General features: G+C 71.6%; 22 protein-coding genes. 13 read left to right on the forward strand and 9 right to left on the reverse strand.

Going from position 1 to position 26114, the window contains the following annotated elements:
- Window positions 1-475: 475 nt before the first annotated feature.
- The gene (glnA, locus tag LQK89_RS07420; protein WP_058741323.1) at window positions 476-1900 is read right to left on the reverse strand and encodes a type I glutamate--ammonia ligase; all 1425 of its coding nucleotides are present in this window, start codon (window positions 1898-1900) and stop codon (window positions 476-478) included.
- A gap of 144 nt (window positions 1901-2044) precedes the next feature.
- Between glnA and LQK89_RS07425 the strand changes: the two genes are divergently transcribed.
- Window positions 2045-2515: an RDD family protein gene (locus LQK89_RS07425; protein WP_058741322.1), complete on the forward strand. Its 471-nt coding sequence runs from the start codon at window positions 2045-2047 to the stop codon at window positions 2513-2515.
- Window positions 2516-2784: 269 nt separating this feature from the next.
- Here LQK89_RS07425 and LQK89_RS07430 read toward each other — a convergent pair whose 3' ends face one another.
- Window positions 2785-3498, reverse strand: coding sequence for a DUF4191 family protein (locus LQK89_RS07430; RefSeq protein WP_058741321.1), 714 nt, complete (start codon window positions 3496-3498; stop codon window positions 2785-2787).
- 76 nt (window positions 3499-3574) lie between these two features.
- Between LQK89_RS07430 and LQK89_RS07435 the strand changes: the two genes are divergently transcribed.
- The gene (locus LQK89_RS07435) at window positions 3575-4471 is read left to right on the forward strand and encodes a hypothetical protein (protein ID WP_231050619.1); all 897 of its coding nucleotides are present in this window, start codon (window positions 3575-3577) and stop codon (window positions 4469-4471) included.
- 138 nt (window positions 4472-4609) lie between these two features.
- Here LQK89_RS07435 and sucB read toward each other — a convergent pair whose 3' ends face one another.
- From sucB to LQK89_RS07450, 3 genes are all read right to left on the reverse strand, one after another.
- Window positions 4610-6118, reverse strand: coding sequence for a 2-oxoglutarate dehydrogenase, E2 component, dihydrolipoamide succinyltransferase (gene sucB, locus LQK89_RS07440; RefSeq protein ID WP_231050620.1), 1509 nt, complete (start codon window positions 6116-6118; stop codon window positions 4610-4612).
- A 72-nt stretch (window positions 6119-6190) separates the two neighbouring features.
- Window positions 6191-7564 (reverse strand): dihydrolipoyl dehydrogenase, encoded by a 1374-nt coding sequence (gene lpdA / locus LQK89_RS07445; protein ID WP_058742515.1) that lies wholly within the window; start codon window positions 7562-7564, stop codon window positions 6191-6193.
- Between the two features lie 153 nt (window positions 7565-7717).
- Window positions 7718-9199: a leucyl aminopeptidase gene (locus LQK89_RS07450; protein WP_231050621.1), complete on the reverse strand. Its 1482-nt coding sequence runs from the start codon at window positions 9197-9199 to the stop codon at window positions 7718-7720.
- Between the two features lie 75 nt (window positions 9200-9274).
- Between LQK89_RS07450 and LQK89_RS07455 the strand changes: the two genes are divergently transcribed.
- From LQK89_RS07455 to LQK89_RS07475, 5 genes are all read left to right on the forward strand, one after another.
- A complete protein-coding gene (locus LQK89_RS07455) occupies window positions 9275-10207 on the forward strand; it encodes a proteasome assembly chaperone family protein (RefSeq protein WP_058742513.1) in 933 nt (310 codons plus the stop codon).
- 197 nt (window positions 10208-10404) lie between these two features.
- Window positions 10405-11730 carry an MFS transporter gene (locus tag LQK89_RS07460; protein WP_114851023.1) on the forward strand — a complete coding sequence of 442 codons (1326 nt, stop codon included), beginning with the start codon at window positions 10405-10407 and terminating at the stop codon, window positions 11728-11730.
- 192 nt (window positions 11731-11922) lie between these two features.
- The gene (locus LQK89_RS07465) at window positions 11923-13221 is read left to right on the forward strand and encodes an RNA polymerase sigma factor (RefSeq protein WP_231050622.1); all 1299 of its coding nucleotides are present in this window, start codon (window positions 11923-11925) and stop codon (window positions 13219-13221) included.
- A gap of 4 nt (window positions 13222-13225) precedes the next feature.
- The gene (locus LQK89_RS07470; RefSeq protein ID WP_231050623.1) at window positions 13226-14485 is read left to right on the forward strand and encodes a MurT ligase domain-containing protein; all 1260 of its coding nucleotides are present in this window, start codon (window positions 13226-13228) and stop codon (window positions 14483-14485) included.
- Complete coding sequence (locus tag LQK89_RS07475) at window positions 14482-15255, forward strand: hypothetical protein (RefSeq protein WP_231050624.1); 774 nt, start codon at window positions 14482-14484, stop codon at window positions 15253-15255. The genes LQK89_RS07470 and LQK89_RS07475 overlap by 4 nt, the downstream gene beginning before the upstream one ends.
- 74 nt (window positions 15256-15329) lie before the next feature.
- Here the strand turns inward: LQK89_RS07475 and LQK89_RS07480 are convergent, their stop codons facing one another.
- The gene (locus LQK89_RS07480) at window positions 15330-15554 is read right to left on the reverse strand and encodes a DUF7455 domain-containing protein (RefSeq protein ID WP_058742508.1); all 225 of its coding nucleotides are present in this window, start codon (window positions 15552-15554) and stop codon (window positions 15330-15332) included.
- A 179-nt stretch (window positions 15555-15733) separates the two neighbouring features.
- On the opposite strand from LQK89_RS07480, the gene LQK89_RS07485 reads away from it, so the two are divergent.
- Window positions 15734-17851 (forward strand): DNA gyrase/topoisomerase IV subunit B, encoded by a 2118-nt coding sequence (locus LQK89_RS07485; protein ID WP_231050625.1) that lies wholly within the window; start codon window positions 15734-15736, stop codon window positions 17849-17851.
- A gap of 196 nt (window positions 17852-18047) precedes the next feature.
- Here the strand turns inward: LQK89_RS07485 and LQK89_RS07490 are convergent, their stop codons facing one another.
- The gene (locus LQK89_RS07490; protein ID WP_141861356.1) at window positions 18048-20534 is read right to left on the reverse strand and encodes a DNA gyrase/topoisomerase IV subunit A; all 2487 of its coding nucleotides are present in this window, start codon (window positions 20532-20534) and stop codon (window positions 18048-18050) included.
- Between the two features lie 25 nt (window positions 20535-20559).
- Here LQK89_RS07490 and LQK89_RS07495 point away from each other — a divergent pair, with 25 nt between their 5' ends.
- Window positions 20560-21711: an alkaline phosphatase family protein gene (locus LQK89_RS07495; RefSeq protein ID WP_231050626.1), complete on the forward strand. Its 1152-nt coding sequence runs from the start codon at window positions 20560-20562 to the stop codon at window positions 21709-21711.
- An 18-nt stretch (window positions 21712-21729) separates the two neighbouring features.
- Here LQK89_RS07495 and sepH read toward each other — a convergent pair whose 3' ends face one another.
- The gene (gene sepH / locus LQK89_RS07500) at window positions 21730-22743 is read right to left on the reverse strand and encodes a septation protein SepH (protein WP_167510054.1); all 1014 of its coding nucleotides are present in this window, start codon (window positions 22741-22743) and stop codon (window positions 21730-21732) included.
- A gap of 281 nt (window positions 22744-23024) precedes the next feature.
- On the opposite strand from sepH, the gene LQK89_RS07505 reads away from it, so the two are divergent.
- Window positions 23025-23324 (forward strand): DUF4193 domain-containing protein, encoded by a 300-nt coding sequence (locus LQK89_RS07505; RefSeq protein WP_031272446.1) that lies wholly within the window; start codon window positions 23025-23027, stop codon window positions 23322-23324.
- Window positions 23325-23488: 164 nt separating this feature from the next.
- Here LQK89_RS07505 and LQK89_RS07510 read toward each other — a convergent pair whose 3' ends face one another.
- Entirely contained in the window at window positions 23489-23920 is a 432-nt protein-coding gene (locus LQK89_RS07510) for a DUF3093 domain-containing protein (RefSeq protein WP_114851031.1), read from the reverse strand.
- A 65-nt stretch (window positions 23921-23985) separates the two neighbouring features.
- Between LQK89_RS07510 and dut the strand changes: the two genes are divergently transcribed.
- Genes dut through LQK89_RS07525 form a run of 3 tightly spaced genes read left to right on the forward strand, consistent with a single transcriptional unit; the run spans window position 23986 to window position 26038 of the window.
- On the forward strand, window positions 23986-24477 hold the full coding sequence (dut, locus tag LQK89_RS07515; RefSeq protein ID WP_175326153.1) for a dUTP diphosphatase: 492 nt from the start codon (window positions 23986-23988) through the stop codon (window positions 24475-24477).
- The gene (locus LQK89_RS07520; RefSeq protein WP_083520041.1) at window positions 24474-25196 is read left to right on the forward strand and encodes a DUF3710 domain-containing protein; all 723 of its coding nucleotides are present in this window, start codon (window positions 24474-24476) and stop codon (window positions 25194-25196) included. Before dut ends, LQK89_RS07520 begins: the two co-directional genes overlap by 4 nt.
- A 38-nt stretch (window positions 25197-25234) precedes the next feature.
- Window positions 25235-26038 carry a DUF3159 domain-containing protein gene (locus LQK89_RS07525; RefSeq protein ID WP_231050627.1) on the forward strand — a complete coding sequence of 268 codons (804 nt, stop codon included), beginning with the start codon at window positions 25235-25237 and terminating at the stop codon, window positions 26036-26038.
- Window positions 26039-26114: the final 76 nt, after the last annotated feature.

The following is a 26114-nucleotide window of genomic DNA, read 5'->3' on the forward strand; positions in this document are numbered from 1 at the left end:
GACGGGGCCCGTGCCGGGGCGGCGCGGGCCCCGTCTTCGTGCGTGCGGGGTGCGCGCGGTGTGCGGGGTGTGCGGGGCGCGCGCGGTGCTGTCCCGCGCGTCGGGTGCCGTTCCGCGCGTCGGGTGCCGTTCCGCGCGTGGGAGGCCGATCCGCGCAAGGTGGGTCGTTCCTCCCGACCTGCAATGCGCGATCCGGCACCCCACGTCGGGTGCGATGGGCAGGAACGCACAGGCGACCGGCCTGGAGGCGCGGGGCGCGTCCGCCAGGCCGCCCCGCGCCTCCAGGCCGGTCGCCACCGCACCACCTGCCGGACGGTAGCTGCCGGGACGCAGAAGGGCCCCGCACCGAGTCTCGGTGCGGGGCCCTTCGTGCGCGGTGGGATCAGACCCCGTGCGCACAGCGCGAGTGTCTGGACGGGACCCGGAGATCAGACCCCCGTGCGCACAGCGCGAGTGTCTGGACGGGATCCGGAGATCAGACCCCGAAGTACAGCTCGTACTCGAACGGGTGCGGACGCTGCGCGAGCGGGAGGATCTCGTTCTCACGCTTGTAGTCGATCCACGTCTGGATGAGGTCCTCGGTGAAGACGTTGCCCTTCGTGAGGAACTCGTGGTCCGCCTCGAGCGCCTCGAGCGCCTCGTCGAGGGAGCCCGGCACCTGCGGGATGCCCTTGGCCTCCTCCGGGGGGAGCTCGTAGAGGTCCTTGTCGACCGGCTCGTGCGGCTCGATGCGGTTCTGGATGCCGTCGAGGCCCGCCATCAGCTGCGCGGCGAAGGCGAGGTACGGGTTGCCCGAGGCGTCCGGCGCGCGGAACTCGATGCGCTTGGCCTTCGGGTTCGTGCCCGTGATCGGGATGCGGATCGCGGCGGAGCGATTGCCGGCCGAGTAGACCAGGTTGACCGGGGCCTCGAAGCCCTTCACCAGGCGGTGGTACGAGTTGATCGAGGGGTTGGTGAACGCCAGCAGCGCCGGGGCGTGCTTGAGGATGCCACCGATGTACCAGCGCGCGAGGTCGGAGAGGCCGCCGTAGCCGTTCTCGTCGTAGAACAGCGGCTTGCCGTCGTTCCAGAGCGACTGGTGAGTGTGCATGCCCGAACCGTTGTCGCCGAAGAGCGGCTTCGGCATGAACGTGGCGACCTTGCCCCACTGGTCGGCCGTGTTCTTGACGATGTACTTGAACTTCAGGATGTCGTCCGCGGCGTGGACCATCGTGTCGAACTTGTAGTTGATCTCCTGCTGGCCGCCGGTGCCCACCTCGTGGTGCGAGCGCTCGAGCTCGAAGCCCGCCTCGATCAGCTTGAGCGTGATGTCGTCGCGCAGGTCAGCGGTCTTGTCGACCGGGGAGACCGGGAAGTAGCCACCCTTGTACGGGGTCTTGTTGGCGAGGTTGCCGCCCTCTTCCTCGCGGCCGGTGTTCCAGGCGCCCTCCTCGGAGTCGACCGAGTAGAACGACTTGTTCTGGGTGACCGAGTAGCGGACGTCGTCGAAGATGTAGAACTCGGCCTCGGGGGCGAAGAACGCCGTGTCCGCGATGCCGGTCGAGGCGAGGTACTTCTCGGCCTTCTTGGCGACCTGGCGCGGGTCACGGCCGTAGATCTCGCCGTTCCGAGGGTTGTAGATGTCGAAGATCATGATCAGCGTGCGCTCGGCGCGGAACTGGTCGATGTACGCCGTCGTCACGTCCGGGATGAGCTGCATGTCCGACTCGTGGATCGACGCGAAGCCGCGGATCGACGAACCATCGAAGAGCTGGCCGACGGAGAAGAAGTCCTCGTCGACCGTCGACGCCGGGATGTTGAAGTGCTGCTGGACACCGGGCAGGTCCGTGAACCGGATGTCGAGGAACTTGACGTCCGTGTCCTTGATGAAGGCGAGCACCTCGGAGGAATCGCTGAACATGTGTGTCGATCTCCTGGGGGTATGGGGGATGTCTTCGAGTGCCACCGGGTGCACCCTCCGACGAGGCTATTGACACCGGGTTTCCCGGACATGACTGCATTGTTTCGCGCGTGTTACGTCCCGGGGGTCGCCTACGCTGGAGGCATGGCTCCCAGCACCACTCCGCCCTCCGCCGCCGCCGCGAACCCCGGTGGCGCGCACCCGGACGGGTGGCCCGGGAAGGACCTCGGTCTGCCGGAGGAGGGGCCGCGGAGCGTCGGTCGCATCGGCCGTCGCATCGTCGCGCTGCTCATCGACGGTGTGCTCGCGGACCTCGTGGCGTTCGTGACCGGTGTCTGGTCGCCTGTCGCAGGGTCCGGGGACATCACGCACACCTGGATCCAGCTCGCCATCTTCGCGGTGCTGCAGGTGCTGTTCATCTGCACGTTCTCGGGATCGTTCGGGCACCTGTGCGTCGGGCTGCGGGTCGTGCCGATCCGGGGCGGGTACGTGGGGGTGTGGCGCCCGGTGGTCCGGACGCTGCTGCTGTGCATCGTGGTGCCGGCGCTCATCATCGACCGTGACAGCCGGGGTGCGCACGACCGCATCGCGGGGACGGTGCTCGTCCGGCGCTGACACGTGGCAGGTGCGGTTCCGGCACGGGCGCGGCTCCGGGACGGGCACGGTTCCGAAGCGACGATGGAGCAGAAGACGTCGCATTCCCCGGCCCGACCCGACGGTTGCTGCTCCATCGACGGCGCACCCGAGCCCTGGGCCGGTGCACATGACGGAGCCGGCCGGGCCCGCGCCGCCCGCCCGACCCAGCGCTCGGCACGACGAAGGCCCCCGACCTGGCACGGTCGGGGGCCTTCGCACCTCCGGAGGACCGGGGGAGCGTGGGTCGATCAGCGCGGACGACCCGCGCGGGCCTTCATCGGGTCCATGCCCTTGGGGATCGCCGACGCCGGGCTGTGCGTCAGGGAGTCGAGACGGTTCGCGACCGCAAGGACCTCGTTGCGGTTGAGCGCCTTCTTGTACTTGTTCATCGCACGCGGCAGCTTGTGGAGTGTCACACCGTCCGCGTCGTCGTCGACGTGCACCACGTGCACGGGGACGTTCGGGACGATGCGCTGGACCTTCCGGCGCTCCTCCTCCACCTGGCGCTTGAGGTTGCCGCGCTGCCCCTCGGTGATCAGGACGACACCAGGGGTGCCGACGGCACGGTAGACCGCGGCCTGCGACCGGCCGTGCACCGCGACGGGCATCTCGCTCGAACGCCACTGCCGACGGAGCGAGTTCGAGAGCACCGCGCCGACCGCGCCGGGCTGCCCGGCGATCTGCGAGTACGCGGCGCGCTCGGCCAGACGGCCGAGGACGATCAGGAAGAGCAGCACACCCAGCAGGACGCCCGCGACGATCCACAGCGTGACCGCGAGCCAGTTCTGGCCGGGGAGCAGGAGGGCGAGCAGGACGCCCAGCACGACGGGGCCGACGAAGGCGAGGAGGAACCACCACACCGACTTCGGGTCTGCCCGGCGGGTCATGGTGAAGACCTGGTACATCTGCTTGAGACGACCCGGCTCCTTCGCCGTCGTACCTTGAGAACTGCTGCGTGCCATGCGACCAGGATACGGCCTGCGTCACCACCCGCAGACCGCGGACGGTCAGGCTGTGGGCGAACGGTTCCGTCCACAGGTGGGCAGCATCGGACTGGAGGCACGCCCCGTCTCCGCCACGCTCGTCACCATGACGAAGCCCTCGACGCCCGCTGCGGGTCCGGTGACCACGGCGGAGACCGACCGCTGGTGCGGTTCCGTGGACCCGACCGCCTTCGCCCGCTGGCTCGCGGACCGCGCCGTCGGCGCCGGACCGCACCTCGCGCCCGTCGTCGCGGTCGGACGCTGTCCCGCCGGACACCTGGCGGCCCGGGTCCTCCGCCCGGCGGCGCTCCCGTTGGACCGGGCGTTCGAGGAGCTCGGCGTCCCGACGAGCGGCGTCGCGGTCACCGTCTCGGTGCCGTTGCTCGAGCTCGCCGCGACCGCCCGTGCCGGCGCCCTCGAGCTCGGCGCGTTGGGTCCGGACGACGTCGGGCTGGACGACGCCGGTGCCGTGCTCGTGGTCGACCGCCCGCCGGGGGCGGCCCGGTGCTGCGGGGACGAGTCCGACGCGGAGCCGTTGCACGGGCGCCGGTCGGATCCGGACGGGCCACGGCAGCTCGTGCTCGCGGCCCGGACGGTCTGGGACCGCGTCGACGCGCAGGACCCGGCTCGTGGCATCGTCGACCCCCTGCTGGACGGGGTCGTCGACGCCGATGGTCCCACGCTCCGGTCCGTCGTCGAGCAGGTCCTCGGCGCAGCGGCACCCCGCCCGGTGCGCTGGGCGCGAGGGACCCCGGGCGTTGCCGACCTCGAGTTCGCCGCCCCGCCGCCGGCACCTGCCGACGAACCGCTCGACCGGGTGCTCCGGGTGGTGCGCACGGTGCTCGAACAGGGCGTCCCGGTCGGTCGAGGTCGGCGGATCGGACTGCGCCGCGTGGTCGTCGGGGTCGCCGTCGCGAGCGGCCTCGTCGCCGTCGCGGTCGCCCTCGGCTGACCGCACCGCACCCTCGGCAGCGGCCCGCGCGCGGGTGGCGGCTCAGGTGAACCGGAACGGCCCCGGTCCCACGAGGGGACCGGGGCCGTCGGGCCTGCTGGTCAGGACCGCTGATCGGGCGCTCCCGACCAGGCGGCGTCAGTAGCCGAGGTTCGGGGCGAAGTTGCCCTCCTCGAGGCGGTTCTTCACCGCGACGAGGTACCGCGAGGCGTCCGCACCGTCGATGATGCGGTGGTCGTACGACAGCGCCAGGTAGACGAACGAGCGGATGGCGATGGCCTCCTGGCCGTCGACCTTCACGACCGCCGGCCGCTTCGTCACGATGCCCGTGCCGAGGATCGCCGACTGGGGCAGGAACACGACCGGGGTGTCGAACAGGGCGCCGCGCGAACCGGTGTTGGTCAGCGTGAACGTCCCGCCGGCCAGCTCGTCGGGCTTGAGCTGGTTGTTGCGGGTGCGCTCGGCCAGGTCCGCGATCGACTGCGAGAACTGCGCCAGGTTCAGCGACGCAGCGTCCTTGATGACCGGGGTCAGCAGGCCACGCTCGGTGTCCACCGCGATCGAGACGTTCTCGGTGTCCGGGTAGACGATCTCGTCGCCGTCCACGGTCGAGTTGATCTTCGGGTGGGCCTTGAGCGCCTCGGACGCCGCGAGGGCGAAGAACGGCATGAAGCTGAGCTTCGAGCCGGTCTTCTCGAGGAACTCGGCCTTGTGCGCGTCGCGGAACTGCGCGACCTTCGTCACGTCGACCTCGACGACGCTCGTGAGCTGTGCGGTCGAGGTCATCGACTGCACGGCACGCTCGGCGACGACCTTGCGCAGGCGCGTCATCTTCTCGCGGGTCCCGCGCAGCGGCGAGGTCTCCGCGACGAACGGACCGCTCGGGGCAGCAGCGGCGCCACCGGCCGGTGCGGCCGACGACTTCGCCTGCTCGGCGGCGGCGAGGACGTCCTCCTTGCGGATGCGTCCGCCGACCCCGGAGCCGGAGATCGTCGACAGGTCGACGCCCTGCTCGTTGGCGAGCTTGCGGACCAGCGGGGTGACGTAGCCCGAGGCCGCGCCGTCCTGCGTGGGCTGCGGCACCGACGCGGACGCAGCAGCACCGGTCGGGGCGGCGGCGGGAGCGGGCGCGGCTGCCGGAGCGGGCACCGCTGCCGGGACGGCGGCGGGCGGCGGGACCGGGGCGGCCTGCGGCACCGGCGCGGCTGCCGGGGGAGCGGACGGCGCCTGCGGAGCAGCCGGCTGGGTCTGACCGTTCTCGGTCGGGTCCGGACGCTGGGGCTCGGGAGCCTTCGCCTCTTCCGGCTGCTCGGTGCTCGGCGCGGTCTCCGGTTCGGTCGCCTCGGCGGCGGCCTCGTCGGAACTCTGCGAGCCCTCGGCGTCGCCGGAACCGGAGTCACCGGAGCCCGAGCCGTCGCCGATCTTCACCAGGGCGGTGCCGACCTCGACGGTCTCGTCCTCCTGGACCAGGATCTCCTCCACGACGCCGGCGACGGGCGACGGGATCTCGGTGTCGACCTTGTCGGTCGAGACCTCGAGCAGCGGCTCGTCGACCTCGACGCGGTCACCGACGTTCTTCAGCCATCGGGTGACCGTGCCCTCGGTGACGCTCTCGCCGAGCGCCGGGAGGTTGACGGATTCGCTCATCGGGTGGGCTCCTGTTCGCGGATTGCTGTGGTGGTGGTTGTCATTGTCTCGGTGCGCACGTCGACGTGTCCGTCAGAGCGCGTGCAGCGGCTTGCCCGCGAGGTGGAGGAACGCCTCGCCGAGCGCCTCGTTCTGCGTCGGGTGGGCGTGCACCAGGGGAGCGATGTCCTCCGGGTAGGCCTCCCAGTTCACCGCGAGCTGCGCTTCGCCGATGAGCTCGCCGACGCGGGCACCGATCATGCTGACGCCGACGACCGGCCCGTCGACGACCCGGACGACCTTGACGGCGCCGGACGTCCCGATGATGTGGCTGCGGCCGTTGCCGGCGAGGTTGTACTCGTACGTGTCGACCTTGTCGGCGCCGTACTGTTCCTCGGCCTTGGACTGGGAGAGCCCGACCGACGCGACCTCGGGGTCGGAGTAGGTGACCTTCGGGATGTTCGTGTCCGAGATGACGACCGGGTTCAGGCCCGCGATCTCCTCGGCGACGAAGATGCCCTGCTGGAAGCCGCGGTGTGCGAGCTGCAGGCCGGGGACGATGTCGCCGACGGCGTAGACGTTCGGCAGGTTGGTCGCGAGGCGCTCGTTCGTGGTGACGAACCCGCGGTCCATCGCGACGCCGACCTCGTCGAAGCCCATGTTCTGGGTGAGCGGGCCACGGCCGACCGCGACGAGCAGGACGTCACCCTCGAAGGTCTTGCCGTCCTCGAGCGTCACGACGACGCCGTTCTCGTGCTGCTCGACGCCCTGGAAGCGGATCCCGAGCGAGAACTCGATGCCGCGCTTGCGGAACGCGCGCTCGAGCTGCTTCGACATCGACTCGTCCTCAGCCGGGATCAGGTGGGGCAGGCCCTCGACGATCGTGACCTCGGCACCGAAGGACTTCCACACGCTGGCGAACTCGACGCCGATCACGCCGCCGCCGAGGATGACGACCTTGTTCGGCACGTAGTCCATCTTGAGCGCGGTCTCGGACGTGATGACGCGGCCGCCGATCTCGAGCCCGGGCAGGGACTTCGAGTACGACCCCGTGGCGAGCACGACGTTCTTGCCGGTGACGGTCTGGTCGCCGACCTGAACGGTGTTCTGCGAGGTCAGGCGGCCCCAGCCCTCGACGACCGTGATGCCGCGGGCCTTGACGAGCCCCTGCAGGCCCTTGTACTTGGAGCTGATGACGCCCTGCTGGTACTCGATGACCTTGGGCACCTCGACGCCGGCGAACTCGGCGACGACGCCGTACTTGTCCGCTTCGCGCGTGGCGTCCGCGACCTCGGCGGCGTGCAGCAGCGCCTTGGTCGGGATGCAGCCGCGGTGCAGGCAGGTGCCCCCGAGCTTGTCTCCCTCGATGAGCGCGACGCTCATGCCGAGCTCAGCGGCCCGGAGCGCAGCGGCGTAACCACCACTGCCGCCACCGAGGACCACGACGTCGTAAGTCTGTTCCGTCACCTGGTGCAACTCCCTCGTGCGTGTCGAGGTCCTGGTCGGACCCCAATGGACACCGCGGCGGCGGCGTCCGACGGTCGGACCGCATGGTTCCGGTCCCGTCCCGCTGGTTCCGGCGGGGGCGCGTCGGTGCGCTGCCCCGCCGGGACCAACCTACTACTTGGACTGCAGCTCTTCTGCGAGCCCGATGAGCGTACGGACCATGACACCGGTCGCGCCCTTGCCGAGCCAGCCGTAGCCGCCACCCTTGTGCTCGGACGGCCCCGCGATGTCGAGGTGCGCCCACGGCACGCCCTCGCCCACGAAGCGCTCGAGGAACTTGCCCGCCAGGAGCATGCCGCCCGACGGGTTGCCCACCGTGGCGTTGACCATGTCGGCCACGTCGCTCGCGAGCCGGGTGTCGAGCTCCTCGGGAAGGGGCATCGGCCAGATCGGCTCGGCGACTGCGTCCGCGACCGCGCGGACCCGTGCGACCAGGTCGTCGCTGCCCATCAGACCGGTGGTCCGGTCGCCGAGCGCGACGACCTGCGCGCCGGTCAGGGTCGCGACGTCGACCATCGCGTCGGGCTGCTCGAGCGACGCCGCGGCCATGCCGTCGCCGAGGACGAGCCGGCCCTCGGCGTCGGTGTTCGTCACCTCCACCGTCTTGCCGTTCTTCAGCGTGAGCACGTCGCCGGGGCGGGTCGCGGAGCCCGACGGCATGTTCTCGGCGAGGCACAGCCAGGCCGTGACCCGCGTGTCGAGTCCGAGTCGCGCGGCGGCGACGGTCGCGGCGAGGACGGTCGCGGCGCCGGCCATGTCGGTCTTCATGCCGAGCATCGACGCGGCGGGCTTGAGCGACAGGCCGCCCGTGTCGAACGTGATGCCCTTGCCGACGAGCGCGAGGTGCTTCGTCGCGGCGGCGGGCTCGTAGCGCACGACGACGAGCCGCGGCGGACGCTCCGAGCCGCGGCCGACGCCCAGGATGCCGCCGAAGCCCTGCTCCTCGAGCGCGTGCTCGTCGAGGACCTCGACGGTCAGCGGGAGCCCCTCGGCCTGGGCGACGGCGACGTCGGCCAGGCCGGCGGGACCGAGGTCGCCCGCGGCGGTGTTCACGAGGTCGCGCACGAGCGCTGCGGCGTCGGCGACGATCGCCGGGCGGACGGTGGCGTCGGCGGGCACGTCGGCGGGGGAGACGACCTCGATGCGCTGGTCGCCGCGGGTCGGGCCGGTCGTGCCGGCGCCCTTGTGCCGGGTGAACGCGTAGGCGCCGAGTGCCGCACCCTCGAGCGCCGCGGCGACGAGCTCTGAGGAGTCGGTCGGCAGCGCGAGGGCGATCGTGTCGACGTTCGGGAGCTGTCGGACGGCGCTGCCGGCTGCTGTGCGGATCGCGGCTGCGTCGACGGTCGAGCCGAGGCCGACGAGGGCGACGCCCGCAGCCGCGACGCCGGTGCCGGGCAGACGGACGAGCTGGTCCTTGGCGCCGGTCGCTCCGACGGTGGTCAGGTCGAGGTCGGCGAGGGCGTCGACCGTCCCCGCAGCGCTCGGCGCGAGGGTGGGGGAGCCGCCGTCCTTGCCGGGCAGGACCCCGAGGACGAGGACGTCGGCGGAGACGTCGGACGGGGCGGTGGAGGTGGTGGAGAGCGTCGGTCGGACCATGACGCCAGCCTATCCAGCGCCTGTTCGCCGACAGCGTGGCCGTGGACGACGGGGCCGTCGGGGGTCCCGCCTAGCATGGGGACGGTGAACCACCCCGAGGACCTGTACACCGTCGCCGCGGCCGCTCCGACCGTCCCGGCGGGACTGCACCTCGTCGCCGGACTGACCGGGTTCGTCGACGCCGGCGGCGCCGTCGCGCAGGTCGCGTCCTCGATCCTCGACGGTCTCGAGCACGAGCTCGTCGCGGAGTTCGACCCGGACGCGCTCCTCGACTGGCGCGCCCGACGACCGGTGATCACCTTCGAGCAGGACCACATCACGGCGATCGACCCGCCGCGGCTCGTGCTGCACCTGGTCCGCGACGAGCTCGGGCAGCCGTTCCTCTTCCTCACGGGCTACGAGCCCGACTTCCAGTGGAACCGCTTCGTCCGAGCGGTGACCGAACTGGCCGACCGCCTGCAGGTCGCCGACACCACGTGGCTGCAGTCCATCCCGATGCCCGTCCCGCACACGCGCCCGATCAGCCTCACGGTGTCGGGCACCCGCAAGGACCTCGTCGAGCAGATGAGCGTCTGGAAGCCCGAGACCCAGGCGCCGGCGAACGTGCTGCACCTCGTCGAGCACCGCCTCGCCGAGTCCGGCGCGCAGGTCACCGGACTCGTCCTGCTCGTGCCGCACTACCTGGGCGACACCGAGTTCCCGGACGCCGCGGTCGCCGGCCTGTCGGCCGTCTCGGCCGCGACCGGGCTCATCTTCGCCACCGACGCGCTCCGCGAGTCCGGTCGCGAGTTCCTCGCCCGCGTCGACGAGCAGGTCGCCGGCAACGCCGAGTTGCAGCGGCTCGTCGCCGTGCTCGAGGAGCGGCACGACACCTACATGGAGGGCAACCCCGTCGCGTCGCCGCTGACGAACGTCGACGGCGAGGTCCCGACCGCGGACGCGATCGCGGCCGAGCTCGAGCGCTTCCTGGCGGACCGCCGCTCCGAGGGCGACGCCGCATCTGACTGACACCGTCGACCGACGGAGCGTCCGTCCGACGCGGCGTCCGTCCCACACCGCGACGGTCCGACGCACGCACCGCCGGCGCGGCGGCGCGCGACCAGGCCGTGACGGGACGGACAGGAGGCTCCTCCACAGCCCGCCCCGCGCCTCCCGTCCTCCACGACGCGTGTCGGGCAGTGCCGCGCCGTCGCTAGCCTGGAGCGGTGAACTCCCGTCGTGCCTTCCTCGTGTGGGGCGTCGCGGTGCTCGCCTACGTCCTCGCCGTCGTGCAGCGCTCGTCGCTCGGCGTGTCGGGCGTCGACGCGCAGGACCGCTTCGCCGTCTCCGCCGCGGTCCTGTCGACGCTCGCGGTCGTGCAGATCGCGGTCTACGCCGGCCTGCAGATCCCCGTCGGAATCGCGCTGGACCGCGTCGGCCCCCGCAAGCTCGTGCTGCTCGGCGCCGCGCTCCTCGTCGTGGGGCAGGCCGTCGTCGCGTTCTCGCCGACGATCGTTCCGGCGATCGCGGGCCGGGTGCTCGTCGGGGCGGGGGACGCCATGACCTTCATCTCCGTGATCCGCCTCGTGCCGATGTGGTTCAGCGGGCGGATCCTGCCGCAGATCTCGCAGTGGACCGGCAACCTCGGGCAGGTCGGCCAGATCCTGTCGGCGTTCCCCTTCGCCGTCCTCCTCCACACCGCCGGCTGGACCCCGGCGTTCGGTGTGGCCGCGGCGGCGAGCCTGGTCGGGCTGCTCCTGGCGGTGGTCTTCGTCCGGAACGGCCCGGTCCCGGTGCGCACCGACACCATCCCGTTGGCGCTCCCGCACTCCTGGCGCGGTGCGTTCCACACCTTCGGCCACGCCCTCCGTCGCCCGGGCACCCAGCTCGGCTTCTGGTCGCACTACGTGACGCAGTCGTCCGGCACGGTGTTCTCGCTGCTCTGGGGCGTCCCGATGCTCCGCGGGCTCGGCTACACCCCGTCCGAGGCCGCGACGTTCCTGACGGTGATCGTCGTCGTGGGCTTCGTCGCCGGACCGGTCCTCGGGGTGCTGTGCGCCCGGTTCCCGCTCCGCCGGTCGAACCTCGTGCTCGGCATCGTCGCCGCGCTCGCCCTGGTCTGGACGGCCGTGCTCCTGTGGCCCGGGCACCCGCCGACCTGGCTGCTCGTCCTGCTCGTCGTCGCGATGGGGGTCGGCGGTCCCGGCTCGCTCATCGGCTTCGACTTCGCGCGCAGCTTCAACCCCGTCGGTTCCCTCGGCTCCGCGAACGGGGTCGTCAACGTCGGCGGCTTCCTCGCGGCCTTCGTGATGATGTTCCTCATCGGCACGCTCCTCGACGTCGTGTCGGGTGCGACCGGGCGGACGGTGTTCGCGTGGGAGAACTTCCGGATCGCGCTCACCGTGCAGTACGTCGTGGTGGGGATCGGCGTCGGCATGCTCCTGCACGCCCGTCGCCGCACCCGCCGGGAGATGCACGCCCAGGACGGAATACGGGTCGGGCCCCTCTGGGTTGCACTGGTTGCACGCCTGCGGAAGAAGGCCGTGCAATAATGAAGGTCGGACCCATCAGGGCCCCTCGCCTCCGCGCAGCTCCCGTGCTGCGCAGAAGTTGGGGGACTTGACATGGGTCCTCGTGCTGCCCGGAACGGTAGGACCTGACGACGCGCACGACCGCGGCGCAGGCCCTGGGTGGCGAGGGAGGCCACGACCCCACGAACGTGGCACGACGAGAGAGGTGATCGCATGGCTGCCCGGAGCACGACGATCGATCCCACGAAGGACACCGAGCCCGAGGGCGTCACGGCGGACGACGCCGCGGACGCCGAGGCCGAGGGGACGGCCGCGCCGAAGAAGCGCGCCACCACGGCGAAGAAGGCCCCCGCGAAGAAGGCCGCACCGAAGAAGACCGCCGGCCGCGCGAAGAAGAAGGCCGACGACGACGAGGACGTCGAGGACGACGGCGTCGATCCGACGGACGAGGTCACCGACGACACCGAGACGGACGAGCCGGAGGGCGACGCGGAGGACAAGACCGCGAAGCCGGACGCCGCCGCTGCCGTGGCCGCGGGTGCGCTCGTCATCTCGCAGTCCGACGACGACGAGGCCCCGGTCTACTCGACCACCATCACGGGTGCCACCGCCGACCCGGTGAAGGACTACCTCAAGCAGATCGGCAAGGTCGCCCTGCTCAACGCCGAGCAGGAGGTCGAGCTCGCGATGCGCATCGAGGCCGGCCTGTTCGCCGAGGACAAGCTGCAGCACACCACCGGCCTGTCCAAGCCCGAGGAGCGCGAGCTCCGCTGGGTGGCCCGTGACGGCCAGCGCGCGAAGAGCCACCTGCTCGGCGCGAACCTCCGCCTGGTCGTCTCGCTCGCCAAGCGTTACACCGGCCGCGGCATGCAGTTCCTGGACCTCATCCAAGAGGGCAACCTGGGCCTGATCCGTGCGGTCGAGAAGTTCGACTACACCAAGGGCTTCAAGTTCTCGACGTACGCCACCTGGTGGATCCGTCAGGCGATCACCCGCGCGATGGCCGACCAGGCCCGCACCATCCGCATCCCGGTGCACATGGTCGAGGTCATCAACAAGCTGGCCCGTGTGCAGCGCCAGATGCTGCAGGACCTCGGGCGCGAGCCCACCCCGGAAGAGCTCGCCCGCGAGCTCGACATGACTCCGGAGAAGGTCGTCGAGGTCCAGAAGTACGGCCGCGAGCCGATCTCGCTGCACACGCCCCTGGGCGAGGACGGCGACTCGGAGTTCGGTGACCTCATCGAGGACACCGAGGCGGTCGTCCCGGCGGACGCGGTCGGGTTCACGATGCTGCAGAAGCAGCTCGAGAGCCTGCTCGACTCCCTCTCCGAGCGCGAGGCCGGCGTCATCCGCATGCGCTTCGGCCTGGGTGACGGTCAGCCGAAGACCCTCGACCAGATCGGTGACACGTTCGGCGTGACGCGTGAGCGCATCCGTCAGATCGAGTCGAAGACGATGGCGAAGCTCCGTCACCCGTCCCGTTCGCAGTCGCTCCGCGACTACCTCGAGTAGGCCGATGCGCTTCCTCATCCCGATCCTGGTCGGGCGGATCCTCCGCGCCCTCGCCCGTGCGCGGGGCGGCGGGTCCGCCTACCCGGGCTACATCGTCCTGAAGCTCGTGCCGGACTTCCTGCAGCACGTCACGAAGCAGTTCCCGAACGGCGTCGTCTTCGTGCTCGGGTCGAACGGCAAGTCCACGACGACGCACATGATCTCGGACATCGTCCGGGCGCACGGGCTCCGCGTGTTCACGAACCCGTCCGGCGCGAACCTGCCGCAGGGCATCGCCTCCGCGCTCCTGTCCGAGGTGTCGCTGACCGGCCGGCTGAAGGCCGACATCGGCATCCTCGAGGTCGACGAGGCGTTCGCGGTCGAGCTCGCCGGCATCCTGTCGCCGTCCACGGTGACGATGCTCAACGTCCAGGTCGACCAGCTCTACCGGTTCTTCGAGACCGAGCGCGTCGCGACGATGATGCTCGACACGGCGGCGCTGTCCTCCGCGAACGTCGTCACCAACCGTGACGACCAGTTCCTCGACGCCTACGCGGCGCGGACCGGGCAGCGGGTGCTGCGCTTCGGTGCGAGCACCGAGGTGGTCGCCGCCGCTCCGAACGGCCTGCAGAACGCCGATGACTTCGACCGGACCGACGGCGAGCCGAACCCGGCCGAGTCCGAGGTCGTCGCGAACACCGGCGACGGTGCGACGATCCGCTTCGAGGGCACCGACATCCCGGTGCGCCTGCCCGCGCGTGGCCTGCACTACGCGGTCGACGCGGCCGCAGCGACCGCGACGGCCAGTGCCGCGCTCGGAGTGCAGTTCCGCCCGGACGCGGTGACGAAGGCGTTCGGCACGATGAAGCCCGCGTACGGCCGTGGCGAACGCCTGCCGATCGCCGGGGAGTCCGCCGAGTTCACGATGTTCAAGAACGCCGCGAGCCTGCAGCTCAACCTCGACGCCCTGCCCGCGCACCCGGAACAGGTGCTCATGGCGATCGACGAGGGCACGCCGGACATCTCCTGGATCTACGACATCGACTTCTCGAACCTCGACCACGTCGACGTCGTGTCCGGCGACAAGGCGTGGCAGATCGCGATCGCGCTCGAGCACGCCGGAGTCCGCATCGGCCGGGTCGAGCCCGACGTCGAGGCCGCGATCAAGCTCATGCAGGGCCTCGGTGCGACGACGAGCGGCACGAAGAACTTCATCGTCAACTACGAGATCATGATGATCGCCCGCAAGGCCCTCGGCCACGGCGACATGGAGAAGACGGCATGACCGCCGACCGGTTGACCATCCTGCACGTGTACCCGCGCCAGATGGGCGTTTCGGGTGACCGCGGCAACGTCGCGGCGCTCGTGCGTCGAGCCGCGGCCGCCGGCCTGGACACCGAGGTCGTCGAGTACGCCCCGGGCGGTGCCCTGCCCACGGCGGCGGACGTCGTCGTGGTCGGCAACGGTCCGCTGAGCGCCATGCGGTCGCTCGGCGCGGACGTCGCACGCATCGGCGCCCCGCTCCGTGACCTCGCCGGGTCCGGCGTCCCGGTCGTCGCCGTCGGCGGTGGCTTCGACCTCGCGACGAACGAGGTCGTCCCGACCGAGGGCGCTCCGGTGGCCGGCTTCGGCGTCTTCGACGCCCGCGCGGTCCGCGGCGCGGAGCGGCGCGTCAACTACTTCGTGCTCGAGACGCGCTACCCGCTGCTCGGCGGGGCCGCGACCCGCATCGCGGGGTTCGAGGACCACGCGACCCGCATCGAGCTCGCCGCGGGGGTGACGCCCTTCGCGGACGTCGTCTCGGGCGGCGGCAACCAGGCCGGATCGCCGGTCGAGGGCGCGATCGTCGGGACGTCGTTCGGCACGCACACCCAGGGGCCGATCCTGCCCCTCAACCCGCAGCTGACCGACGCCGTGCTCGCTGCCGCGACTGCCCGCGTCGGACGGGAGTACACGCCGGACGCGGCGCGGACCGAGACGGTCGACCGGTACGCGCGCGAAGCGCGCGCGACCATCGACCGCTACGTCGACAAGGCGTTCAAGCGCATCGCCTGAGCGGCGACCAGACGACGGACGGGAGGCGCGGTGCCAGCTGGCACCGCGCCTCCCGTCTGCTGTGTGGTCGGCTGCTACTTCGACTCGTAGAGCCGGCTGCTCTCGTCGTGCCACTCGATCGCGGTGGCCGCGAGCTTGTCCTTGAACTCGGCGCCGTGGTGGGCGCAGAAGTACAGCTCGCCGCTCGCCATGGTGGCGCGGATGTAGGCCTGCGCTCCGCAGCTGTCGCAACGGTCCACCGCGGTGAGCTGGTGGCTGGTGGTCTCGTCGATGGAGAGGTCGTGCACGGTCTGGGTCATTGCTGTGCTCCTCACGGATCGCAGGTGGTGCCGGTTGGTCCACCTATTTGAACACGCGGTGGCTGGGAGTCGTGCACCACGCGTACGCGGTTTCGCTCACCGCGGACCGGATGTCCCCAGTCCGAGGCGCGCCGCCCGCCCGAGCCGAGGGTGTCGGCGCCCGTCGGTACGATCGGGAGGTGAGCTCCGACTACTCCGCGCGCCATCTCTCCGTCCTCGAGGGGCTCGAGGCGGTCCGGAAGCGACCGGGCATGTACATCGGGTCGACGGACTCCCGCGGCCTCATGCACTGCCTGTGGGAGATCATCGACAACTCGGTCGACGAAGCCCTCGCCGGGCACGGCGACGAGATCGGCGTCGTGCTGCACGCCGACGGATCGGTCGAGGTCCGGGACACCGCGCGCGGCATCCCCGTGGACGTCGAACCGAAGACCGGTCTGACCGGGGTCGAGGTCGTGTTCACGAAGCTGCACGCCGGCGGCAAGTTCGGATCGGGGTCGTACGCGGCTTCCGGTGGTCTGCACGGTGTCGGGGCCTCGGTCGTCAACGCCCTGTCCGAGCGACTCGACGTCGAGGTGGACCGCGGTGGCAAGACGTACGCCATGTCCTTCCACCGTGGCGAGCCGGGCACCTTCGCGGGCGACGGCCCGGACGCGCCGTTCGCACCGTTCACCTCGGGCAGCGAGCTCCGCGTGGTCGGCAAGGTCAAGCGTGGGGTCACCGGCTCGCGCATCCGGTACTGGGCGGACCGACAGATCTTCACGCCCGACGCGAAGTTCAGCACGCCCGACCTGGTGAGCCGTGCACGCCAGACCGCGTTCCTCGTCCCCGGGCTCGGCATCACCATCACCGACGAGCGCGCCGCGTCGATCGAGGCCGCTGCCGCGCGGGCCGAGGCGACGGGCACGACCGTCGCCGCCGGTCCGGTGGTGGAGCGCTTCCGGTACGAGGGCGGCATCAGTGAGTTCGTCGAGCACCTCGCGGTCGACACGGCCGTGACGGACGTCTGGCGGATTCAGGGCACCGGGACCTTCACCGAGACCGTCCCGATGCTCGACGACAAGGGGCACATGGTGTCGACCTCGGTCGAGCGCGCGTGCGAGGTCGACATCGCGCTCCGGTGGGGCAGCGGTTACGAGACGGTCGAGCGCAGCTTCGTGAACATCATCGCGACGCCGAAGGGTGGGACGCACCTGACCGGCTTCGAGTCCGGGCTCGTGAAGGCCGTGCGCACCCAGGTCGAGGCCAATGCGCGCAAGCTCAAGGTCGGTCAGGACAAGCTCGAGAAGGACGACGTGCTCGCGGGCCTGACCGCCGTGCTGACCGTCCGCCTGCCGGAACCGCAGTTCGAGGGCCAGACGAAGGAGGTCCTCGGCACCCCGGCGGTGCGGAAGATCGTCGACCAGGTCGTCGCGAAGCGCCTGACCGAGATCCTCACCTCGACGCAGCGGACCGAGAAGGCGCAGGCGGCGACCCTGCTCGAGAAGGTCGTCGCCGAGATGAAGACCCGCATCTCCGCCCGCGCGCACAAGGAGACCCAGCGCCGGAAGAACGCGCTCGAGAACTCCTCGCTGCCGACGAAGCTCGCCGACTGCCGCAAGCAGGACGCCGAGGGCACCGAGCTGTTCATCGTCGAGGGCGACTCCGCGCTCGGCACCGCCAAGCTCGCCCGGAACAGCGAGTACCAGGCGCTGCTGCCGATCCGGGGCAAGATCCTCAACGTGCAGAAGGCGTCCGTGTCGGACATGTTGTCGAACGCCGAGTGCGCCTCGATCATCCAGGTCATCGGCGCCGGGTCCGGCCGCTCGTTCGAGATCGACCAGGCCCGCTACGGCAAGGTCATCATCATGTCGGACGCCGACGTCGACGGCGCGCACATCCGCACGCTGCTGCTGACGCTGTTCTTCCGCTACATGCGGCCGATGATCGAGCAGGGCCGGGTGTTCGCCGCCGTGCCGCCGCTGCACCGGGTCGTCGTGGTGAACCGCGGCAAGCCGAACGACACGCTCTACACCTACTCCGAGGCCGAGCTGCAGGCCGTGCTGAAGAAGCTCGCGAAGCAGGGCAAGAAGTACCAGGAGCCGATCCAGCGGTACAAGGGCCTGGGGGAGATGGACGCGGACCAGCTCGCCGAGACGACGATGGACCGCACGCACCGGACGCTCCGGCGCGTGAACGTCACCGATGCCGAGGGCGCCGCGAAGGTCTTCGAGCTGCTGATGGGCAACGACGTGGCCCCGCGCAAGGAGTTCATCCTCGCGGGCGAGGGCCTGGACCGCGACCGTATCGACGCGTAGCGCGCGCCGGCGCGGAGCGCGCGGAGCGCGCGCGGGGGCGCTGGCGCGCCTCTGCGACTTCACGCGCTGAGCGACATCTCACGCGGCGCGAAGGCCGTGAGGTGTCGCTCAGCGCGTGAACTCAGCGCGGCGGCGCGGCAGCGCGGCAGCGCGGGAGCGCGGCGCAGCCCGGCGGCGCAGCGCGCGCCGCGCCCGCCTACGCCTCGCCCGCGGTCCCGTCGAGCGCCGCGGCACTCCCGCCGATCGTCGCGATGACGGCCTCGAGCGGCGCGCCCGACCCGTCCCGCTTCGACAGCCAGTCCGGCAGTGTCCGCGCGGCACCGTCCGACCCCACGGCGTGCGGCGGCGCGATGCCCGCCCACGCCACGGTCAGCCCGTCCTCGCCCTTCAGGAACGCGTGCGCCCGGACACCCTGGGTGGCACGGCCCTTGGCCGGGAACTCCGAGAACGCGGACACCTTCGCGCGACCGGCGTCGGTGCCGGGCAGCGCGCCCGACGCGGTGGACACGGTCGCGACCACGGCGTCGTCGGAGCGCGGGACGGAGCCGAACCAGATCACCGTCGCACCGTCGGCGAGGGACACCCCGGCGACACCACCGGCCGGCAGTCCCTGGGGGCGGACCCCGGCGGCCGGGAAGCGCAGCAGTTGCGCGTTCGACGTGATGAACACGAGGTCGTCCGACTCGGGCGCCTGCGCGGCACCGACCACGGCGTCCTTCGGCTTGAGCCCGATCGCGACGAACTCGTCCTTGTCCGGCCACGCCCCGGTGGCGACGCGCTTGACGATGCCCTGCGCGGTGCCGATCGCGAGCGAGTCGGACGCACCGGGGGACAGGTCGACGAGGGCGACGACGGTCTCGGTGCGGGCGATGCCGAGGTACTCGGCGACGCGGACCCCGGCGTCGAGCCGCACCGAGGCGGGCGGCACGGCGGGCACGTCGACGGGCGAGAACCGGAGCACGCGGCCGGTCGAGGTGAGCGCCCCGACCTGTCCGCGGACCGTCGACACCACGGTGGAGCGGACGGCGTCGTGCTTCGAGCGCTTCGGCACCCGCACGATCCCGAGGTCGGTCTCCGGGATGTCCACCCGGACGAGTCGACCGGTCGTCGAGAGCAGCACCCGGCACGGCGCGTCCGCGATCTGCAGCGACTCCGGGTCCACCGCGGCCTTGCGTCCGCCGCGGACGGGAGCGTCGGCCTCGGTGAGGAGCGTGCGGCGGGGGGTGGCGAACCGGTCGGACACCTCGGTGAGCTCGAGTGCGACCTGGGCGCGGAGCCGGTCGTCGGACGCGAGGAGTTCCTCGAGCGCGGCGATGTCGGCGAGCAGCTGGTCGCGCTCGCCCTCGAGCTCGAGGCGCGAGAACTTGGTCAGACGACGGAGCCGGAGCTCGAGGATGTACTCGGCCTGCACCTCGGACAGGTCGAAGACGTCCTGCAGCCGGGTCCGTGCGGCCTCGGAGTCGTCGGAGGAGCGGATGACCTCGATGACCTCGTCGATGTCGAGGATCGCGATGAGCAGGCCCTCGACGAGGTGCAGTCGCTCGCGCCGGCGGGCCAGTCGGTACTCCGAGCGCCGCGTGACCACGGCGATGCGGTGCCGCACGTAGACGTCGAGCAGCTCGCGGAGGCCCAGCGTGCGCGGCGACCCGTCGACGAGCGCGACGTTGTTGATGCCGAAGCCGTCCTCGAGCGGGGTGTGCTTGTAGAGCTGCTCGAGCACGGCCGTCGGGTTGAAGCCGGACTTGATGCCGATGACGAGCCGCAGCCCGTGGTTCCGGTCGGTCAGGTCGTTGACGTCGGAGATGCCGACGAGCTTCTTCGCCTGGACGCCGTCCTTGATCTTCTCGATCACGCGCTCGGGGCCGACCAGGTACGGCAGCTCCGTGACGACGAGCCCGGCCTTCCGCGGCGTGAGGTTCTCGACGCTGACCTTCGCCCGGGTGCGGAACGATCCGCGGCCGGTCGCGTATGCGTCCCGCACGCCGGAGAGCCCGACGATCGTGCCGCCGGAGGGCAGGTCGGGCCCCGGCACGAACTCCATCAGCTCGTCGAGCGTGGCGTCCGGGTGGAGCAGCAGGTGCTTGGCCGCCTCGACGACCTCGCCCAGGTTGTGCGGCGCCATGTTCGTCGCCATGCCGACCGCGATGCCCGCGGCACCGTTGACGAGCAGGTTCGGGAAGGCCGCGGGGAGCACGGCCGGCTGCATGATCTGGTTGTCGTAGTTCGGGACGAAGTCGACGACGTCCTCGTTCAGGCCCTCGGTCATCGCCATCGAGGGTTCGGCGAGCCGAGCCTCGGTGTACCGCGCCGCGGCCGGGCCGTCGTCGAGCGAGCCGAAGTTGCCGTGGCCGTCGACGAGCGGCACGCGCATCGTGAACGGCTGCGCCAGACGGACGAGCGCGTCGTAGATCGCGCCGTCGCCGTGCGGGTGGAGCTTCCCCATGACCTCGCCTGTCACACGGGCGCTCTTGACGTGGCCGCGGTCCGGACGCAGGCCCATCTCGGCCATCTGGTACAGGATGCGGCGCTGGACCGGCTTCAGTCCGTCGCGCGCGTCCGGCAGGGCCCGCGAGTAGATGACGGAGTACGCGTACTCGAGGAACGAACCCTGCATCTCCTCGGAGACGTCGACGTCCTCGATGCGCTCACCGTCGGGCAGGCCGACTGCTTCCGTGCGTGCCATGGGACCTTTCTGGGAGGATCGTGGGGTGCCCCCCAGCGTACCGAGCGCCCCCGACGCCACCGCGAACCTCGCCGACGTGCTGCCGAGTTGCCTCGTCGCGCTCGGCGCTGCGGACGACACGTGGTTGCGCACCACCGGACGGGAGGCACGGATCGCCCTCCGTCCCGCCCGTTCCGCGGTCGTGGTGCTGGTCGACGGACTGGGCGCGGGCGCGCTGGCCGCGCGCGCCGGGCACGCCCGGTGGCTCGCCGGGACGAAGAAGCGGTTGCGGAGCGGGTTCCCGACGACCACGGCCGCGGCGCTGAGCACCCTGACGACCGGACGACCGCCGGGCGTGCACGGGGTCGTCGGCTACAGCGGGTGGAACCCGGACACCGGGCAGGTGATGAACCTGCTGAGCGGGTGGGACGACGTCGTCCCCGCGGACTGGTTCCTCGCGAGCACGGTCTTCAGCGAGGCCCCGGCGCTCGGCGTCGACCCCGTGGTGGTCGGTCCGACGCGGTACCGGACCTCGGGGATGACCGCGAACGTCCTCGGTGGTGCCCGGTACGTCGCCGCCGACACCATCCCGCAGCGCGTCGACGCGGCCCTGGCCGAGACCGCGACCGGGCGGTCGCTCGTGTACCTCTACGTCCCAGAGCTCGACTCGATCGGCCACAAGCACGGGTGGGAGTCCGACCGGTGGACGGCCGCGCTCGAGCTGCTCGACGGGGAGCTCGCCCGGCTCGAGTCCCGCGGTGCGCCGGACGTCGGGCTGCTCGTGACCGCCGACCACGGGGTGCTCGACGTGCCACCGGACGCGAACATCCCGATGGACCCGGAGCTCCTGCGCGACGTCGTGGGCGTGGCCGGGGACCCGCGCTGCCGCCAGCTGACCGTCGCACCGGGGACCGACGTGCCCGCGCTCGTCGATGCCTGGCGGTCCCGCTACGGCAAGAAGGCGTACGTGGCGAGCCGGACCGAGGCCGTCGCGGCCGGGTGGTTCGGGACGACCGACGACCGGGTGCTCCCGCGCATCGGGGACGTGGTCGTCGTCGCGCGCGGGTCGTGGGCGTTCAACGACGACCGCGAGGTCGGCCCGCGGGAGACGCCGAAGCGCATGATCGGGCAGCACGGCGCGATGACGGACGAGGAGACCTTCGTCCCGCTCCGGCTCGGCGGTGCGTTCCGCGCCTGACGGCGCAGGACGGTCCGATCAGGCCGGGTCCTCCGGACGTGTGCCGAAGACGATCTCGTCCCAGCTCGGCATCGAGCGGCGGCTGCGCTTCTTGCGCTCGGGACGGCTCTCGGCCTCGGGGGCCGACGCCGGGCGGGCGTCCTCGCGCTCCGGTGCGGACGCGGGCGTCGCGTCGAAGCCGGCGAGCGGGATGTCGACGACGCTGATCGAGGTGCCGCGCGGCTCGTCGCGCTGTTCCCCGAACGTCGCGGCCTCGCGCTCGCCCCGGCGGCGACGCAGGGCCTCGAGCAGGTCGGCGGTCTCGTTCCCGGGGGAGCGCTCCTCGGCCACCGCGACACCGATGCGGGGGAGCGGCGCCCGTAGCGGACGCTCCTGGACCTCGGGGTTCGTGAGGTCCTCGTCGGGCTGCTCGACGCGGAACGCGCCGGAGTCGAAGCGGGTGCCGTCGGTGTCCTGGTGGTCGTTCTCGACGGCACGGAGGCGTGGCGCGATGCCCTCGTCCTCGGTGTGCGACAGACGGTGCGCGTCGCCGTTGTCCGGCGTGAGCGTCGAGGTCTTCGGGTCGAAGAGCCACTGCGCGTCGTGCTCGACCTCGGCGGCGGTGTAGCGGACGCGGACGACCCAGCCCTGCTCGACGTGCTTCCACGACGCCCAGTGGACCGCGGTCGCGTCGCCGGACTCGAGCTTGGCGGTGATCGCCTCGCCGAAGGTGTCCGGCGCGTCGGTGTCGACGGGGGTGACCGGGACGCGGCGGGCGGCGTCGAGGACGAAGGCGCGCTCGGCGAGCACGGGACCCTCGAAACGCCGGACGTACTCGACGTCGACGTCGAGCGCCGATGCGACGTCGGCCGCGTCGGCACCGCCGCGGATCCGGGCCTGCACGTCCTTCGGGGACACGCGCTTCTGCGGACCGGCCTCGGGGTTCGCCTGACGGACCTGCCCCGGCAGCGACGAGGTGACCGGCAACCGGAACTCGGTGCCGCCGTCGGTCGCGAGCAGGAGTGCCCCGGACTCGACTCCGATGACTCTCACGTCTTGCATGTTCCGCCTCCCGAGCGTTCGTACGGTCGTGCGCGTACCCGAGGAGTATGCAGCCGGCCGGGGTCGATCGCGGGGAGGCGCACGGGCGCGCCGCGGGATGCCCGGGCCGGGTGGCGGGTCCGTCCGTGGCACGCGGGAATGTCCGGGTCCGGCGCCGGGTTGGACGGCCTGACGATCCCGCACCGCGTTCGGTTTGCGCTCTGCCGGGTCGTGGTGCAAACTGTCGCCGCCGATCACCGGCGACGACCTCTCGATACGAGAAATGGATGGGCATGGCCACCGATTACGACGCCCCCAGGAAGACCGACGACTCCTCCGACTCGGAGTCGATCGAAGCCCTGAAGGAGCGCGTTCCCGACAAGATGTCGGGGGTCGTCGACGATGATTCGGACAACCCCGGCAGCTTCGAGCTCGCCGGACAGGACCTCAGCGACGTCGACCTCGACGTCGTCGTGCTGCCGCCGCAGGTCGACGAGTTCACCTGTGTCGAGTGCTTCCTCGTGAAGCACCGCTCGCAGCTCGACCACGAGTCGAAGCTCGGCCCGGTCTGCGCGGAGTGCGCCGCGCTCTGAGCAGCACACCGCGTCGAGCGACGCGGAACGGCCCGCCTCCCCTCGGGGAGGCGGGCCGTTCCGCACGTCCGGGCAGTCCGCATGGTCGACCACGCGAGCGAGAGCGGACGTGACCGGCGGGGCGGGCGCGCTCCGTGCCTCCAGGCCGGGTCGGCGGTGACCGCCTACGAGCGCAACGCCGCGACGACCGCCGACGGGTTCCGCACGCTGACCAGCCAGTACGGGGTGGGGTCCGCCGGGTCCGCGACCTCGACGCGCACGACCCCGCGCACGTACCCGCGGAAGAGCGTCCACGCGCGGGCGTCGAGCTTCGGCCCCCGCTGGGTGGTGGCCTCGGCGCCCTCGAAGCCGGCGACCTCGCCGACGAGGGTCCGCGGCAGGTGCGCCTTGCCCGCACGGAACTCGGTCTCGGTGACCTCGACGGTCGGGGCGAGCGCCCAGAGCAGCACGACGATCCCGAGGTACATGCCGATCGCGACCAGCACGCCGGCGAGGACGCTGATCGGCAGGAAGACGAGGAGGCTCGCGGGGATGACGAGCGCCGTCGCCAGGTAGAGGGCGGGCGGCGCCCAGAGACGTTCGCGGTACAGGGTCACGGGACCATTCGACCACGAACCGGGGCAGGTCACGGAACGGTCACGGTCTGCACTACCCTCGTCACGTGACCGAACCAGTCGACGTCCTCTGGACCGGGGAGCACGCTCCCGGGTACGCCCACCCCGGCGACGCCGGTGCCGACCTCGTCTCGACCGAGGCGTTCGTGCTCCGTCCCGGCGAGCGACGCCTCGTGGGCACCGGGCTGCGGATCGCACTGCCCGAGGGGTACGCGGCGTTCGTGGTGCCCCGGAGTGGGCTCGCGGCGAAGCACGGCATCACGATCGTGAACGCGCCGGGCACCGTCGATGCGGGCTACCGCGGGGAGATCAAGGTCGCACTCCTCAACACCGACCAGGCCGAGCCCTACGAGGTGCACGCGGGCGACCGCATCGCCCAGCTGATCGTCATGCCGGTGCCCCGGGTGGTCTTCACACAGGTGGACGAGCTCCCCGAGAGCCGCCGCGGTGAGGGCGGGTTCGGCTCCTCGGGCTACGGTGACCGGAGCGGTGTCGCGCGCGACGCCGCCGTCGACATCCAGGAAGGGACGGGCGTATGAAGTTCGGCCGACGCAAGCGTGACGAGGTCGAGGTGGCGGAGGCCGTCGCCGAGGACGCAGAGGTCGCGGGGACGACGCCGGAGGTCGAGCTCGCAGCCGACGCCGACGCGGACCTCGACGAGGTGGACGCGGTCGCGCCCACCGACAAGTCCGCCCCGGACGACCGTGCCGCCAACGGGCCGCACGACGAGACCGAGGCGAACCTGGTGCGTCCGTACGTCGACCTCGGTGGCGTGAAGGTCCTGCCGCGCGAGGGGCTGCACCTGCGGCTCGAGGTCGAGGAGGGCTCGCAGCGCGTCGTCGCCGTCGGGCTCGACTACGACGAGTCGACGCTGCAGGTCCAGCCGTTCGCCGCGCCGCGGTCCACCGGGCTCTGGCACGAGATCCGCGCGCAGATCGCCGAGCAGATCGAGCGTCAGGGCGGCACGGTGCAGGAAGTGGACGGCCCGTTCGGCCCCGAGCTCCGTGCCCTCGTGCCGGTGGTCACGGACGGCTCGGGCGGCACCGACGGCGCGCGCCCGGCCCGCTTCGTCGGTGTCGACGGTCCGCGGTGGTTCCTGCGCGGCGTGATCGCCGGCAAGGCCGCCGAGCGTCCGGAGGACGCCGCCGAGATCGAGGAGCTGTTCCGCAGCGTCGTCGTGGTGCGCGGCACCACGCCGATGCCGCCGCGCGACCTCATCCCGCTGCACATGCCGAAGTCGACGCAGTCGGCCGTCTGACCGGCACGCCCAGACTCGAGACACGGCCAGGAGGCACGGTGCCGGACCGCGACGAGACCACCCGACCGCAGACGGGGACGCCCGGCACCGATCCGTCCGGTACGGCGTCGTCCGGCGACGGGCCGGGTGTCGATCCGGACCAGCCGAGCTTCTCCGAGCAGTTCCGCGCGGCGGTGCAGAAGGCCGGGATCGCCCGGGTCGCCCCGGGCGAGGCACCGTCCGGCCGCGACCTGCTCGGTGCCGTCGGCGGCGTCCGCGGCCTCGCCGAGTCGATCCTGCCCGGGCTCGCGTTCCTGGTGGTCTACACGATCACGAAGGAGCTCGTCCCGAGCGTCGTGATCCCGGTGGTCGTCGGGCTGGTCTTCGTGGTGCTCCGGCTGGTGCAGCGGCAGTCGGTGACGATGTCCTTCGCGGGCATCCTCGGCGTCGCGGTGTCGGCCGGGTTGGCACTGCTGACCGGCCGCGCCGAGACGAACTTCATCCCCGGCATCGTCATCAACGCCGTCTGGCTGGTCGGACTCCTCGTCACGCTGGCCGTGCGCTGGCCGCTCATCGGCGTCGTCGTCGGCTTCCTGTTGCCCGCGAACGAGGACGGCTCGCACGTCGACTGGCGCGCCGACCCCGCGAAGCGCCGGGTGCTCACGGTCGCCACGTGGATCTGGGTCGGGCTGTTCGCGGTGCGCCTGGCGGTCGAGGTGCCGCTGTACCTGACGGCGCAGGTCGAACTGCTCGCGGGCCTCAAGCTGATCCTCGGCGTGCCGCTCTACGCCGCCGTGCTCTGGGTCACGTGGCTGCTCGTCCGCACGGTGTTCACGCGACGGGACGACCCCGCCGCGGTGTAGAGTTGTCTCGACATCGAGACAGTTTGCCGGGGGCGCAGCAGCGCCGCCGGGTTTAGGTTTGCCTTGCTGGTGGGAC

Origin of the sequence: Curtobacterium sp. C1 (assembly GCF_021049325.1) — a bacterium.
Lineage (GTDB): Bacteria > Actinomycetota > Actinomycetes > Actinomycetales > Microbacteriaceae > Curtobacterium > Curtobacterium citreum.